Origin of the sequence: Rhabdaerophilum sp. SD176, from assembly GCF_030143245.1 — a bacterium.
Taxonomy (GTDB): domain Bacteria; phylum Pseudomonadota; class Alphaproteobacteria; order Rhizobiales; family Beijerinckiaceae; genus Rhabdaerophilum.
Genome location: NZ_JARJNS010000004.1, coordinates 430,312 through 443,960, shown reverse-complemented (window position 1 = coordinate 443,960; position 13,649 = coordinate 430,312). Strand labels below are relative to the sequence as shown.

13 protein-coding genes are annotated in these 13,649 nt (G+C 62.4%); 5 read left to right on the top strand and 8 right to left on the bottom strand.

Going from position 1 to position 13,649, the window contains the following annotated elements; all coding sequences use genetic code 11:
* Positions 1-160: 160 nt before the first annotated feature.
* The gene (locus P0652_RS11720; RefSeq protein WP_284178988.1) at positions 161-1,546 is read right to left on the bottom strand and encodes a hypothetical protein; all 1,386 of its coding nucleotides are present in this window, start codon (positions 1,544-1,546) and stop codon (positions 161-163) included.
* 94 nt (positions 1,547-1,640) lie between these two features.
* Between P0652_RS11720 and P0652_RS11715 the strand changes: the two genes are divergently transcribed.
* A complete protein-coding gene (locus P0652_RS11715) occupies positions 1,641-1,907 on the top strand; it encodes a hypothetical protein (protein WP_284178987.1) in 267 nt (88 codons plus the stop codon).
* A 270-nt stretch (positions 1,908-2,177) separates the two neighbouring features.
* Complete coding sequence (locus P0652_RS11710) at positions 2,178-2,546, top strand: (2Fe-2S)-binding protein (protein WP_284178986.1); 369 nt, start codon at positions 2,178-2,180, stop codon at positions 2,544-2,546.
* Positions 2,547-2,697: 151 nt separating this feature from the next.
* On the opposite strand, the gene P0652_RS11705 is transcribed toward P0652_RS11710, so the two are convergent.
* From P0652_RS11705 to P0652_RS11695, 3 genes are all read right to left on the bottom strand, one after another.
* Positions 2,698-4,011 (bottom strand): esterase-like activity of phytase family protein, encoded by a 1,314-nt coding sequence (locus P0652_RS11705; protein ID WP_284178985.1) that lies wholly within the window; start codon positions 4,009-4,011, stop codon positions 2,698-2,700.
* A 388-nt stretch (positions 4,012-4,399) separates the two neighbouring features.
* On the bottom strand, positions 4,400-5,701 hold the full coding sequence (locus P0652_RS11700; protein WP_284178984.1) for an ATP-binding protein: 1,302 nt from the start codon (positions 5,699-5,701) through the stop codon (positions 4,400-4,402).
* On the bottom strand, positions 5,698-6,420 hold the full coding sequence (locus tag P0652_RS11695; protein WP_284178983.1) for a response regulator: 723 nt from the start codon (positions 6,418-6,420) through the stop codon (positions 5,698-5,700). The genes P0652_RS11700 and P0652_RS11695 overlap by 4 nt, the downstream gene beginning before the upstream one ends.
* Positions 6,421-6,621: 201 nt before the next feature.
* On the opposite strand from P0652_RS11695, the gene P0652_RS11690 reads away from it, so the two are divergent.
* Complete coding sequence (locus P0652_RS11690) at positions 6,622-6,933, top strand: hypothetical protein (protein WP_284178982.1); 312 nt, start codon at positions 6,622-6,624, stop codon at positions 6,931-6,933.
* Positions 6,934-7,013: 80 nt separating this feature from the next.
* Complete coding sequence (locus tag P0652_RS11685) at positions 7,014-7,826, top strand: sterol desaturase family protein (protein WP_284178981.1); 813 nt, start codon at positions 7,014-7,016, stop codon at positions 7,824-7,826.
* A 70-nt stretch (positions 7,827-7,896) separates the two neighbouring features.
* Here P0652_RS11685 and P0652_RS11680 read toward each other — a convergent pair whose 3' ends face one another.
* Both P0652_RS11680 and P0652_RS11675 read right to left on the bottom strand, forming a co-directional pair.
* On the bottom strand, positions 7,897-9,030 hold the full coding sequence (locus tag P0652_RS11680) for an ATP-grasp domain-containing protein (RefSeq protein WP_284178980.1): 1,134 nt from the start codon (positions 9,028-9,030) through the stop codon (positions 7,897-7,899).
* Positions 9,027-10,430 (bottom strand): cytochrome P450, encoded by a 1,404-nt coding sequence (locus P0652_RS11675; RefSeq protein ID WP_284178979.1) that lies wholly within the window; start codon positions 10,428-10,430, stop codon positions 9,027-9,029. The genes P0652_RS11680 and P0652_RS11675 overlap by 4 nt, the downstream gene beginning before the upstream one ends.
* 94 nt (positions 10,431-10,524) lie before the next feature.
* Here P0652_RS11675 and P0652_RS11670 point away from each other — a divergent pair, with 94 nt between their 5' ends.
* Positions 10,525-11,253, top strand: coding sequence for a hypothetical protein (locus P0652_RS11670; protein WP_284178978.1), 729 nt, complete (start codon positions 10,525-10,527; stop codon positions 11,251-11,253).
* A gap of 51 nt (positions 11,254-11,304) precedes the next feature.
* Here the strand turns inward: P0652_RS11670 and crtI are convergent, their stop codons facing one another.
* Both crtI and P0652_RS11660 read right to left on the bottom strand, forming a co-directional pair.
* Complete coding sequence (gene crtI / locus P0652_RS11665; protein WP_502947515.1) at positions 11,305-12,822, bottom strand: phytoene desaturase family protein; 1,518 nt, start codon at positions 12,820-12,822, stop codon at positions 11,305-11,307.
* A gap of 85 nt (positions 12,823-12,907) precedes the next feature.
* Positions 12,908-13,348, bottom strand: coding sequence for a YqaA family protein (locus P0652_RS11660; protein ID WP_284178977.1), 441 nt, complete (start codon positions 13,346-13,348; stop codon positions 12,908-12,910).
* Between the last annotated feature and the right edge of the window lie 301 nt (positions 13,349-13,649).

Sequence of the window (13,649 nt, the reverse complement as noted above, 5' to 3'; positions counted from 1 at the left end):
CACCCCGCCCTCGCCTTCGCAAACGTCCTTTCTCGCGACATAATGCCGGCATCAATGGACTGGTCGGATGTTTTCATCGGCCTCGGATCTGGACCAGCTCTACACTGGACCTGAGGAAAGCATCGGTTCGGCAACACATTGGAAAGCTTGCCCATACTGGTCAGAATTTGCGCGAGACAGCGAATTGGCCCGAATAGCTTCGGCGCTTGAAAATATTGGTCAGCGCCAAGTTCGTATCGGCCCGATAGATCTGGCCTGCGCCAAGCTCCCACGTGAAATCGAGCCCTGTAAATGGCGTCCAGACGAGGTTGAGTGCGGCCCGTCCGACCTGAACCTGGCCGCGTACCGGACCATCGGCCAGCTGCAGATCAACATAGGTGGCGAAGGCGTTTGACCGCCAGGTCGTCGACCAGCCATGGCTGTAGGCCAAAGCAGCGGTCCAGCCACGCATCGTCTCCAGAATGACAACCGAGGCATTGCGCGGTAAGGTGAAATTCAGAAGGCCGCCGGGCTGGGCAATGCCGAGAAATCCAGGCGCCGTATCGGCATAGGTTAGTTGCGCGATAACATAATCACCGGTGCCGAACCAGGCAATTTGCCGCTGAACGCCGACGATGGCTGCATAGCCATACCGCGTCGCGCGAGTGGGCGCTTCGAAGCGCAGCTGGCGCAGCGCGCCACCCAGATGCAAAGTGGTGCTGTCATTCTCGTACTGCCAGCGGGCCACGAAATCCGGCACCGCAACCCCTCCATATCCGGTACCGGCCAGCCGGCGCGTGATGGGGTCCTCCGCCGAAAGGACAAGCGTGCTTTTTTCGCTGGTGCGCAGGGCAAGCGACGACAGGAAGGTCGAGGCCGAGGGCGCCGTTGCCCTGAACCCGAACTCGTCGCCGGCCCAGAAATCGAAGTGCGAGCCCTTCAAACCCAACGTCACCGGACCAAGGCTCATCCAGATGCTGTTCGCCGATCCCGAACTGGTGCCCGCGGCGCTGGACCAATCGAGTTCAATGGCGGCGCGAAAGCGACCGATCGGCAAATCCTCGATCATCTGCAAACCGAAGGTGGTGCGTGCTTCCTTCAGCAGGCGGTCGCTGGCGCGGCTGACTCCGTTGGTCCCGTCATTCAGCGTTACCGAATAGGTCGCGGCCCCCGAAATTTTGTAGCACGGCCCGCGCTGCAGGCCCGACCGCGCGTGCGCCGCAATGAAATTGCGCACGGGCGGTTCCGAATCCTCGGTTTCCTCCTCCTCGTCGTCGTCGTCCTCTTCTTCCTCGCCATCATCGTCGGCTTTCGCGCTGTCGTTCTTCTGCGCAGATTTGGCGAAGCCTGCTGTCAGTTGACGCAGGTCGAGCCCGTCGAAAACCGGAAAGGGAAGATAAGCATCTGTATCTTCTGAGAAATGGCACGCAGCCAGCAAGGGAGCATTTGCCGGCCTCGCCTTGAGCAACCGCGCTGAAGCAGGATCAGACGCAGCAAGGATCGAACCGAAAACGACGATCCCGGCCGCCGGCCAAGCCAATCTTTTTGCGCGCAATCCAGAGACCATGCGATCGGTAAAGCGTAGATCGACAGACGGGTCAATGCGCCTCGTCTGCCCATTCCGGGAGACAATTTGACGAATTGCGACAAAGAAAAATCAATTGCCGGGCGAAATTAATTGTTATAAAACAAATACTTACGCCAGGACGTCGCTGGATCTCTCCGGCTTACCGAATTCGCGAGATCACTTCCTTGCCGCCACATCTCCTGTCGTGATCGACATCGTGAACCGAACGCGCAAGGCGGATGCGACAAACCCCTTCCCCCGGCGCGGAATCATCGACGTTGCGGCCATGGAGAAAGCCGCCCTGGCCAAATCGAAAGCTGGAACGGCACAGGAACAGGACAGTACCCTCCCTGCGGAGTAACGCGTTGTGCCGCTGAGGGTCCAGACCCATAAATCGGGCGCATTTTGACGAGAGGAAATCTGGAGATCAGAGTTTCTGGCCTGATCCGCAGGAAGCAATCGGGCTTGTGAGGATCAGGACGGAAGGTCTGACCCGGATCTGCCGCGCCTTCGGTGGTCCCGGGGTTTGAAAAATGGCCGAATTCAGCCATTTTCAAACCCCAAGGCCGTCAAGATCGCTCCATACTAATTTATCCTAGGCTCCATCAGGTAGCACTCGGAGGTCGTTTGCATGCAGATTGCCGTCAACGGAGCCCCGCAGATCGTAAAGGCTGCGGCCGATACGCCGCTTCTTTGGGTCTTGCGTGATGAACTGGGGCTCATGGGAACAAAGTATGGCTGCGGCGTTGCACTATGTGGTGCCTGCACGGTCCATGTTGACGGTCAGGCGGTCCGCTGGTGCCAGGTCCCGGTCGGGACGCTCGAGGGCGCAGCCGTCGTGACCATCGAGGACCTGGTGTTGTCGCCCCTTAGTTTCGGCCACGGCACGGATCTGCTGGAGAAGATCCCGATGAGCAAACCGTGCGGAAGGATAAAGACGCAGCGCTTAAAGCCGCCCTACCGGGATATCGGCATGGGGAAGCGCGGAATTTCGCTATAGATATCAGTGAGCGATCTCATCCCGCAAAAACTGGTTAAGTCCTTGATTTTCCATCAATGTGGCTCGACAGCTCGAGGAGCCCTCCCCTGCTTTCCGCGTCGGGTAGCCGACCGCTCTTCCACACGGCTTTCGTTTGGTGATTCACGCAGCCTCAGCGCCGGTAGACCGAGGCATCGGGCGACACAGCGCCCCGCACGATCAGGATTCGTGTCTGGTCGCCGCGGATGCCAAAATCATTGTCATTGATAAGAACCATGGCGCCGTCGCCAAGAAAGGCGACACCTTCGATCTTTTCCGGCGCACCGGGAAAATCGCGCGCACTGTCGAAGCGCAGGGACTTGGCAACGGGAACAAGGGACAGCTTCGCCAGATCATTCTCGGCTTCCAGCGACGGGCTGGTCTCTATCCGGTCCCAGGCACTGCCGAGAATGTTGGTCGCGCCCGCCAGAACGATTTCATGAAGCTTGGTGGTTTTCTCCGTGCGTTCCAAAACCAGCAGGCGGTCCGGCCCAAGGGCGGTCAGTTCCGATATGCGCGGATCGTTCTGCTTCTCCGATGGGTCGAGCGCGAAGGTCCGCGGCTCATCCAGCTGATAGACCCACTCGCCCACGAGTTTGCCGGCCACACGATCGAATTTGAAGAGGCGGCTATTCCGCGATTTTTCGTAGGTTGCGGCATTCGGGTTCGCGAGTGGATTCTGGATGATGAAATACAGGAATTGCTCATCCGGCGAGATGGCCATGGATTCGATGCCCCGGTTGCCTTGCCGCCGGGAGAGGATCGCCGGGAGCGCTCCAATGATCTCCGCTTCCGAGCTCCGGTAGTCATCGACCTGGTTTTCCGGCACGAAACGCCGCAGGATCCGGCCGTCCGCAGACAAATGTGCAATGGATGGCCCCATTTCCTCGCCTATCCAGAAGCTGCCATCCGAAAGCCGGACGATCCCCTCGAGATCGAGATTGTCCGCATTGTCCGGCAGAACCGTCCCGGCCATGTCGAGGCCGGTATCCTTCGTCGCCTTCGTCTGCGGGTTGAGCAGGCCGGCGATCGGCTTTCCAGAGCGGGTCTTGACGGGAATCGTATCGAGAACGCGGAAGCTCTTGCCGGCCAGATCGAGTTCCACCTTGTAGATCGAAGGGGTGTAGTCCGGCATCGGATAGACGCGCCCGTTCCGATGTTTCTGGCAAAGCCCCGCAATCGCCTTGGAAAGAAGTTTTCCGGCCTCCCCGCAAGTCATGTTCGGGCCGCGATCCCCGACTGTCCAGATGACATTCGCGGGGTCCTGCGGGTGACGGAAGGCAGCGGAGCCGATGCCAACCGAATAGTTGAGCGTCGTCCCGCCCGGCGCCGAGATGCCCGGCAAGCGTTGCGCTGGATCGCTCTCGGACAGAACCGTCACATCCAGCGCCCTTGCCGAAATGGAACCGAACAAAACGCAGAGAATTCCCAGGCCGATACGCTTCATGGCTACCCCTCGCGATAGATCTTTGCATGACAGATCGCATGCACATGAACAGTTTATGACGGGCGTCAGGTCTGCGGAAATTCGCTATCGATTTCAGTGAGCGATCGCATCCCGCAAGATCGATCTCACCCATTGATATTCCATCGATGTGGCTCGACAGCTCGAGGAGCCCAACGTCTTTCTGTGCGGCGGCATCGGCACATCCGTTCGGGCCAAGGCAGAACGCCGTCAGCGGTCAGAGAACGACACCACGCATCGGTACGGCATCCGGCCGCAATGATGGCCTCGCTCAACACTGGATGTCACGAAACCAGGGCTGTCCGCCGCGCGACACGGGCGAAGCCTGGTTCAACGGCCCCGTCCCGATGCAGAATGGGGCTGCCTTCCATCATACGCCCGTTGCGATCCTGATCCGGGCCTCAAATGCGCCATCGTTGGTATGCCGGAACGTCAGCTCTCCACCATGCAGCCGGGCGATGCGGGCGACGATGGGAAGGCCGAGGCCGGCGGAGCGGCCGTTGTCCGACCGGAGTTGCTGGAAGGGCTGGAGCAGCCGTTCGACATCGTCCGGAGAAATGCCGATGCCGTGGTCGCGCATGGTGATATCGATGGTGTGGCCATCGAAGCTGGTGCTCAGCATAAAGGGCGGCTTGCCGTATTTCAGGGCGTTTTCGACAAGGTTCTCGATGGCGCGCTCGAGCGCCAAGGGGCGAATGGCAACCTGCGGCAACTCTCCCGTTTGAAGATCCAGTTTCGCGCCGGAATGACGATGGCTTTCGGCCACCTCGGCAACCAGCCGGTTGATCTCAGCGTAGACAATCGGCTCGGCAGCCTCGTCGCGCGCAAATGCGAGGAACTGGCCGAGTGTCCGGTCGACCTTGTCGATACTGTCGACGATGCGCGCGGTGAGATCCCTATCAGCGCTATCCCCGAGCACCTCGACGGCAAGGCGCGCCCGAGTCAACGGAGTTCTGAGATCATGGGAGATGCCGGCAAGCATCAGGGCGCGATCCCTCTCCATTGTTTCAAGATCGCGCACCATCCGGTTGAATGCTGCAGCGACGGCGGCCAATTCGACCGGCCCGTCCTCGGGCAGTTGCGGCACGGCAAGGCCCGCCCCGACCTGGCGAGCCGCTTGTTCAAGTTCCGCCAGTGGCCGGTTGACCTTCCGGTTGATCAGCAGGGCCCCGGCAAGCCCGATGGCGATGCCAGCACATGACATCATCAGCCAGGAGTAGAAGTTGCTGGCCACGATGCCCTTGGCTTCGGTCACCACCCAGAGCCGTTCAGCGCCCGCCTTGGCTTCCAGCCAGAGCACTTCGTCAGGGGCTGGCGTGAAGACGACCTGTCGTCCCGGCAAGAGGACCTCCATGCGCCCAACAAAAACCCGCGAGAGCCAGTTCGAGTCCGATGCCGCCGGTGGTCCGTTGCGTTCGATGCGTAAGGTGCCGGTGGATGCGGCCGCGATGATGCGGTCGCGCTCGCCAGTCTCCGCCGATGCCAGTGCCTGTTCGAGCACGGTCAGGTAACGGCCTGTCAGTTCTGCCAGCTGGTTGGCACGCGGCACCTGAACCATCAGCAGATGGCCCAGGATGGTGATGATCTGGCCGCCGAGCACCAAAGCCACAATCAGGGCCGCGTTGCGCGCGAGCAACGACCGTGGCCAGCGAGGCAAGCCATGTCCGCTCATGATGGCTCGTCGTCCAGCCGCGGCACATAGACATAGCCATGACCGCGCACGGTCTGGATGAGCTCGGGCTTGGTCGGGTCGTCCTCGATGAGCTGCCTGAGCCGGAAGATCTGGATGTCGACGCTGCGGTCCATCACGGCGACGTCGCCGCCCTTGGTGAGGTCGAGCAATTGTTCGCGTGACAAGGGCCGCCCCGGCCGCAATGCCAGGGCATGCAGCATCGCGAATTCGCCGGTGGTCAGGCGATGCTCGGTGTCGTGCCGCGTCAGCTTGCGGGTATTCAGATGCAGGGTGAAGCCGCCTATCGCGATCTGGCCGTCGGCTTCCGGCACCCCTGTCGTCACTTTTGGACGCCGACGCAAGACGGCACTGATCCGTGCCAGGAGCTCGCGCGGGTTGAACGGTTTGGCGAGATAATCGTCGGCACCCATCTCCAGCCCGATGATCCGGTCGATGTCGGTTCCCTTGGCAGTCAACATGATGATCGGGATGTCGTTGCCCTTGGCCCTGAGACGGCGGCAGATCGCGAGCCCGTCCTCTCCGGGCATCATCAGGTCGAGCACCAGACAGTCGAAGCTGTCGCGCGCCATCATCCTGTCCATCTGACCAGCATCTGCCGCTGTTCGTGCAGAAAGCTGGTTGCCTCTGAGATAGCGCTCCAGCAATGACCTGATCTCGATGTCGTCATCGACGATCAGGACAGAGTGCAGTTGGTTCATGAAGCCTCCTGTCTAGTGCGGACATTCTCGCGGCTTCCTGTGCATCGGTCCAGAGCCCAGGATGTTTCCAAATGTTTCAGGACGGTGATCTCGAAATCCACCGAAACAAAAACGCCGTTCGTCGAAATGCTGGTGGAATGCAGCACTCCCAGTTTGGGGACCGACGCCGCTGATGGCGCCGCCACCCAAGGAGTGTTTCTGATGTCCCGCCTGCTCACGACCATTGCCACCGCCACCATCCTCATCGCCGGCACAACCCTGGCTCAGGCCCAGTGGAGCCGCAACGGCAGCGCGACCGGCCCCGGTGGCCGTTCCATCACAAGCCAAGGCGGCGGTTCGTGCGCGGGCGGCACCTGCAATTTCGGCGGCACCACGACCGGCCCGCAGGGCCGTTCTGCAACGCGTTCAGGCAGCGTCACCCGCACTGCGCCCGGACAGTTCCAGTCCAACGGCACCTATACCGGCCCCGGTGGCCGATCTGCGACGCGCAGCGGCTCCTTCACCCGCAACTGAGGCCGCACATCCACCATCATGAGGGTTGCCGGTTCGGCTCGCGTCGAATCCGGCAACTTCCAAGCCGCGAGGAGGGCCGCATGTCTGACCTGATGATCGAGACCCCGGCGGGCACCTTGCCGCTGGTTGTCGCATTCGCGATGATCCTTGGCGGAGTGGTGTTCCGAAGCGCCATCATCGTCGGAGCCGCCTTCCTGTGGCTTCGATTCTCGACATTCGCTCGCAGCCGAAGGGTTTTCCGCATCGCTTTGCCGGATGGCCAGCTGAGGTCGGAACTCATCGCCGCCATTCCCGTCCTCATGCTTGATGCTGCTGCTGTCACGGTCATGGTCTATGCCGGGTTGCTGACAACTGTACCCGCGACCTGGAGCAACGCGCTTGTCACCTTCGCGCTGATGTTCGTCTTTTTCGAGGTGTGGTTCTACGTCACGCACCGCGCCCTGCACACGCGCGCGTTGTTCTTTATCCATCGCCAGCATCATACCGCGCAGGTCACCGATCCGCTGACATCGCTGTCATTCTCGCTGATCGAGCGGCTGATGCTGCTCTTCGGTGCCCTCGGCGCTGCGATTGTATTGTCCTGGACCATTGAGATCAGCGTTGCGGGACTCGCAGCTTACGGTTTGGCCAACTACGCCCTGAACGTGCTCGGCCATTCCAATGTCGAGGTGTTTCCGGGCTGGTTCGCCCGCTCGCGGCTCGGCCGCTGGCTGGTCACGCCGACCTATCATGCCCTGCATCATGCGCGCTATCGCGGCCATTATGGATTGTTCACCTCGGTGCTGGACCGCATCTTTGGCAACGTCTACCCGGATTACGAGCTGGTGCAGGACCGCGCCAGTGCAGGGCAAGGCCTCACGCGACAGGGCGAGCGCCTGAAGCGAGAGGCCTGAGTGCCCTTGCCGAGGCCCGGCGCGACAACGACCTGCGCCAGGACCGGCAGCAACTTTGCCAGAGTTCTCGTCACACGGATGGCGTCTCGCCCTCGAACCAGCCGACATCGAGAGTCGCGACTTCGCTGAAGGGCACGCCTTTATCGATCGCGAGCCGGATGATGGGCCAGGTCGTCCAGGTCATGGAGAGCGCTGGCATCGGGTCGCGCCAGGACCATGTCACATCGCGGGTGCCCAGCAATTGCTGCATCACCGAAAAATATCCCCGCCGGAACATGACGCCCGACAGAACTGTCAGCACCGAATAGAATTGCTGCAATCGTGTCTCGGCCCTGGGCACGGCGGGCAAGCCCTCAAGCACTGCTGCGGCGATGCTCCGATTCTCGAAAAAATGGAGACCAGAGGTCGTCCGGGGATTGCACTCGATGCCCCAGACCTCGCCCTCGGCATCGAGGATGAGGTCAAACGAAATGAAGCCGGTATGGCCGGAGGCGGCAACAAAGCGCGTGATCCAATCCGCGATGCGCGCTTCCTCCACCCGCTCGAAAAGGATGGCCACGGACCCCTGAAACATCCGGCCCCGATAGATGATGTTCCCGACAATGCGCCCCTCATGCGCGATGGCGCATGACGAGTAGATCTCTCCGTCTACGAAGCGCTGGACCACGCAGGGGACGTCTTCTTCAGGCACGGCACTCCCCGCAGGCAGGATCCGGACGCCGCGCCCGCCGCATGAGTGGATCGGCTTCACAACAACCTTATTGCGTGCCGCCAGGCCTGCGGCCTCGGGCGTGCCAAGACGGTGGGTTTCAGGAGTCCGCACGCCATAGGCAGCGCAAAGCCGGGTGAAGCCATATTTGTCGTACAGCGGCAGCAGCGTCCCGGGCGGTGGCGTGAAGATCGTGACGGTCTCCGGGACCAGATCGCGGAGAAACGAGACATGCATCGTCTCCTCGGAGATGGGGATGACGATATCCACCGCTTCCTCCTGCACCACCCGGGCGAGATCTTCGAGATAGGCCCGCTTGCCGGCACTGGGCGGGCGCACCACCACCGATTTCGCGACCGACCGCGAGACGCCGGTCAGATGCCGCGCGAACGGCTCTGCCACCACGACCTTGCAGCCCAGCGAGGCGAAACTGCGCGCGACATCGAGGGCCTTGGGCAAACGTCCCAGCGTGATGAGGACGGTCGGCGCGCTCATCGGCCGGCCCGGGTGACCGTGCAGACGATCTGCTCGGTCGGGCGGGTCGTGAGACGGGCAGCGGGGAGCACGCGCTCAGGCGCCCGGATATGGAAATCAAAGCGGCGGAACAGCCGCGCGATGAGGAGGATGGCCTCCGTGGTGGCGAACGCCGCACCGGCGCAGACGCGCGGTCCCTGGCCGAACGGGATATAGGTGCCAGGCATGATCTCGCCCTCCCGCTCGGGGCTGAACCGGTCGGCATCGAAGACATGCGGGTTTCTCCAGTAGCGCTTGTGCCGGTGCAGCACCCAGGGCGCCACCATGACAAGCGCCCCGCGCCTGACGTTGAGGTTGCCGATGGTCGTGGCCTCCAGAGCCACGCGCGGCAGGAAAGTAATGGGCGGATAGAGGCGCAGCGTTTCCCGGAAGACGTTCCGGATGAAAGGCAGCCGTTTGGTATGCTCGAATTCGACCGGCCCCTCGCCGCAGACCTCACGCAGCTCGGCGCGCAGCCGTGCCACCATTCCCGGATGGGTCGCCAGGAGGTAGAAGACCCATGTCAGCGCGCTGGCGCTTGTCTCGTGGCCGGCAAGAAAGAGCACGCCCAACTGGTCGATCAGCTCTTCCCGACTGAAGGGAGTGTTGGTGTCGGGATCGCGTGCGCCGAGAATGGCGGTGGCGATATCGTCGAAACGCGCCGCATCAGCCCCGACATGCGTGTCGATGAGGCTCGCCAGATGGGAGCGGATCGTGGCACAGGCCGCCAGAACCTCGGGCTTCTGGGGGGCGCTGGTCCAGGCCGGGTCGAAGATGAGGCGCTTGATCTCCACCTGCGCGACGCTGCGCTCGAACAGGGTGAAAGCATCGAACACGTCATGTGCGGCCTGGTGCCGTAGCGTGGTCGAGAAAACCGTCCGGCAGATGATGTCGGCCGTCAGGTGGCTCATTGCAAGATCGAGGGAAAAGGGTTCGGCTTCCGCCGCAGCGCGGTCAAGCATCTCCTCCGTGGCCTCGCAACCGGCCACCATCGCCGGGTAGGCATTCGTGACCCGCATCAGGCTGAGCGAGGGGTCGATCATGCGCCGCTGGCGTTTCCAGACCGCCCCGGACGACACGAAGATGCTGTCGCCGATCAACGGGTCCAGCGCCTCGACCATCAGATCGCTTTTCGGAAAAATGCCCTCGGGATCCGAGAGCACACGGCGCACCTGATCAGGACGGTTCACGATCACCGTCTGGCGACGCGACCAGCCCAGATGCCCCACCTCCACGCGATAAGCCGAGGACGGCAGCAGCGACAGCAGGTCGCCGTCCCCCCGCAACAGGACACGCATCAGGGCCAGCAGGGCCGCAAAGGAGGTCGGTTTTGGGGGAGTGAAGATCTCGGAGCCCTTTGGGGGCGTGACAGCAAGGTTCATCGCGCAGTGCCGTTCATCGACAGCGTATGTGATGCTTTACACATAAAACTGTCAAGTGATATTGTCACTTCAAGGCAAGCCGAGGGCACGTCGCATGATCCTGTTTCATAGCTTTGTTGCCCTCCATATCGTGACCGGCAGCATCGGCGCCATCGCCTTCTGGGTGCCCGTGAGCGGCCGGAAGGGCGGCGTCAACCACAAGCGCTGGGGCAAGGTATTCAACGTCTGCCTGCTGATCACCAGCGGCCTCGCCGTCGGGATGAGCCTGTTGACGCTACTCGATCCTCTCGGCACCCATCCCCATCTCGTGGGCCTGTTCGAGGCCGATTTCGTCCGCGGCATCTTTGGATGGATGATGCTGCATAATGGCATCCTGACCGTGAATCTGGTCTGGTATGGCTGGCAATGCGTGGCAAACCGGCGCGACCATGCCGCCAACCGGACGCCGATCAATCTCGGCCTCCAGGGGCTCCTCCTCGTATCGGCCTTCGCCTGCGCGCTCGATGGCTGGCGGATCGGGCAACCTCTCATGATCGGCATTGCCATCGTCGGCTTTGCGACAGTGGCGACCAATCTCTGGTTCATCCTGAACCCGAATCCCGGCCAGATGGACTGGCTGAAGGAGCATATCAAGGGCCTCGTCGGCGCCGGCATCAGCGTCTACACCGCCTTCTTCGCCTTCGGCTCGGTGCGGATCATGCCGTGGCTGGCGCTCCACCCCGCAATGTGGTCCATCCCGCTTGCGATCGGCGTCGGACTCATCATCTGGCACCGGCGCAAGGTCGATCTCGGCATGAGGGCGCGGCGGGCTGCAGCGGCCTGACGGGCAGCAACGCCCGCAGCGGACCGACAGCTCCGTCCGGGCTCAAGGTCTTCAGATACGGGGTATCTGGAAGCTCGCCGCCTCCGGAACGACCTGATCCAGAACACGGGCCGAGGCGATCACGCCCGGTACGCCGGCGCCCGGATGCGTGCCCGCCCCGACGAGAAACAGGTTCTCTACCTCCTCGCTGACGTTGTGCGGACGAAACCATGCGGACTGGAACAGTTTCGGCTCCATCGCGAAGGCTGCGCCGTCGCGGGAGTTCAAGCGGTCGCGGAAATCGAGAGGGGTCATGATCCTCTGCGAGATGATGTGACGTCCGAGGCCTGGCATCACGGTTTCTTCCAGCCGCCGAAGCACGCGGTCGCGATAGGGTTCCGCTTCTCGCGTCCAGTCGACACCCCCACCGAGATTGGGCACAGGCGAGAGAACATAGAAACTGTCGCAGCCAGCGGGTGCCAGCGAGGGGTCGCTCGCCGTCGGCCTATGGAGGTAGAGGGAGAAATCCTCGGCGAGCGTCTTGTGGACGAAAATGTCGCGCAGAAGCCCCTCATAGCGCGGACCCATCACCATGGTGTGATGGTAGACATCATCGAAGCGCCGGTCGGTGCCGAAATACCAGACGAACAGCCCCATCGAGAAGGCGGCGCGGTTGAGCTTCGCGTCCGTCCAGCGGCGGCGCCTGATGGTGCCCAGCAGCTTCCCATAAGTCCAGGCGGGATCGGCGTTCGAGACAACGATCTCGGCCGGGATCACCTCTCCCGAGGCCAGCCGCACACCCGCGGCCTTGCCATCGCGCGTGAGGATCTCTGCCACCTCGCTCTTCATCCGCAAGGCACCGCCATGGCGGGTGATGAGTTCAGCAAGCGCGCGCACGATCGCACCCGTGCCGCCCATGGCGTAATGGACACCATGCAGCTTCTCGAGATGCGCGATCAGGCAGTAAAAGGCGGTGGTGCTGAGCGGGTTCCCGCCGATCAGAAGCGGATGGAAGCTGAAGACCAACCGCATCTTGGGGTTCTTGAAATTGGACGAAACCTTCGCGAAAACCGATCGATACCCCTGAAGACGGATCATGTCGGGAATGGTTTTCAACATGGTCGTGAAGCGGTGGAACGGCTGGTCAGCCAGTTCTGCGAAGGCGACCTTGTAGATGGCCTCGCTCGCCGCGAGGTGGCGCTCGAAGCCCTCCAGATCCTCGGGCGCGATGCGGGCCACCTCGGCGCGCATCTTCGTGACATCGGCACTGGCGCGGAACTCCGTTCCGTCGTCGAAGCGGATGACATAGAAGGGGTCGATGGGCCGCAGATCGACCGCGCCCTGCATCCGCTCGCCATGCAGGGACCAGAGCTCCTCCAGCAGGTAGGGCGCCGTGATGATGGTCGGCCCGGCGTCAAAGGTGAAGCCATCCTGGTGGAACGTGTAGGCACGCCCCCCCGGGGCATCGAGCTTTTCCAGCACCGTCACCCGGAAGCCTCGCGCCAGCAGCCTCACCGCAGCGGCGAGCCCGCCGAATCCCGAGCCGATGACAACGGCGTGGGGGCGAGGCGGGGACGAGATCATGTTCATCGAAACTCCATCCTGGGAGAGGCTCAGCAGAAGCCGCAGCTTCGCGTTTCCGGGCCAGGAAACACAAGGGGATGTGCGGCAGCCATTACGTCGCACCCAGCGTGACGAGGGCGAGCACGACGTAGCGGGCCGTCTTGGCGATCGCAACAAGGAGGATGAAACTGGGCAGCGGCTCGCGCAGGATCCCGGCGACCAAGGTCAGCGGGTCGCCGATGATAGGCGCCCAGCTGAGCAGCAGCGACCAGCGGCCCCACCGATGGTACCAGTGCCGGGCGCGATCCAGCGAGGCCTCGCTTGCAGGGAACCAGCGCCGGTGCCGAAATCGCTCCACCATTCGCCCCAGTCCGTAGTTGACGAGCGAGCCCAGCGTATTGCCGACGCTTGCCACTGCAACCAGCAGCCATGGCTCGACATGGCCCGCGAGCAGCAGCCCGATCAAGACGGGTTCGGAAGCCACAGGCAGCAGCGAGGCCGCGCCGAATGCGACGAAGAACAGGCTGGTCAGGGTGGCGGCGGTCGTCGTCATGCAAGGCGCATCGGCTGGAACTCGAAAGGATACGAATGGATGGATTTGCCCGGCGATTGTGCTCGATATCGACAGGGCGCTCGCCCTCACCTGCCCGTCCGGTTGCCGTTTTGCCGAACGACAAGCCAAAGGCCGGCAACGCGAAACGGTCAGGAAGACAATCCGCCGAGCAGGCGAAGCCTTCCCGGCCCGCTACAACCAGCACGAGACCGGCCCCCGGAACCTGCCCTATCTCAGCGATGCGGTCCATCGACCTGACTTCCGCCTGTGTCCAATTCAGTTGACACAGATTACCGATGCG

What these genes read in the sequence shown, in the direction of transcription:
- P0652_RS11720 (WP_284178988.1), bottom strand. Translation starts at nt 1,546, where the DNA reads ATGGTCTCTGGATTGCGCGCAAAAAGATTGGCTTGGCCGGCGGCCGGG.
- P0652_RS11710 (WP_284178986.1), top strand. Translation starts at nt 2,178, where the DNA reads ATGCAGATTGCCGTCAACGGAGCCCCGCAGATCGTAAAGGCTGCGGCC.
- P0652_RS11705 (WP_284178985.1), bottom strand. Translation starts at nt 4,011, where the DNA reads ATGAAGCGTATCGGCCTGGGAATTCTCTGCGTTTTGTTCGGTTCCATT.
- P0652_RS11700 (WP_284178984.1), bottom strand. Translation starts at nt 5,701, where the DNA reads ATGAGCGGACATGGCTTGCCTCGCTGGCCACGGTCGTTGCTCGCGCGC.
- P0652_RS11695 (WP_284178983.1), bottom strand. Translation starts at nt 6,420, where the DNA reads ATGAACCAACTGCACTCTGTCCTGATCGTCGATGACGACATCGAGATC.
- P0652_RS11690 (WP_284178982.1), top strand. Translation starts at nt 6,622, where the DNA reads ATGTCCCGCCTGCTCACGACCATTGCCACCGCCACCATCCTCATCGCC.
- P0652_RS11685 (WP_284178981.1), top strand. Translation starts at nt 7,014, where the DNA reads ATGTCTGACCTGATGATCGAGACCCCGGCGGGCACCTTGCCGCTGGTT.
- P0652_RS11680 (WP_284178980.1), bottom strand. Translation starts at nt 9,030, where the DNA reads ATGAGCGCGCCGACCGTCCTCATCACGCTGGGACGTTTGCCCAAGGCC.
- P0652_RS11675 (WP_284178979.1), bottom strand. Translation starts at nt 10,430, where the DNA reads ATGAACCTTGCTGTCACGCCCCCAAAGGGCTCCGAGATCTTCACTCCC.
- P0652_RS11670 (WP_284178978.1), top strand. Translation starts at nt 10,525, where the DNA reads ATGATCCTGTTTCATAGCTTTGTTGCCCTCCATATCGTGACCGGCAGC.
- crtI (WP_502947515.1), bottom strand. Translation starts at nt 12,822, where the DNA reads ATGAACATGATCTCGTCCCCGCCTCGCCCCCACGCCGTTGTCATCGGC.
- P0652_RS11660 (WP_284178977.1), bottom strand. Translation starts at nt 13,348, where the DNA reads ATGACGACGACCGCCGCCACCCTGACCAGCCTGTTCTTCGTCGCATTC.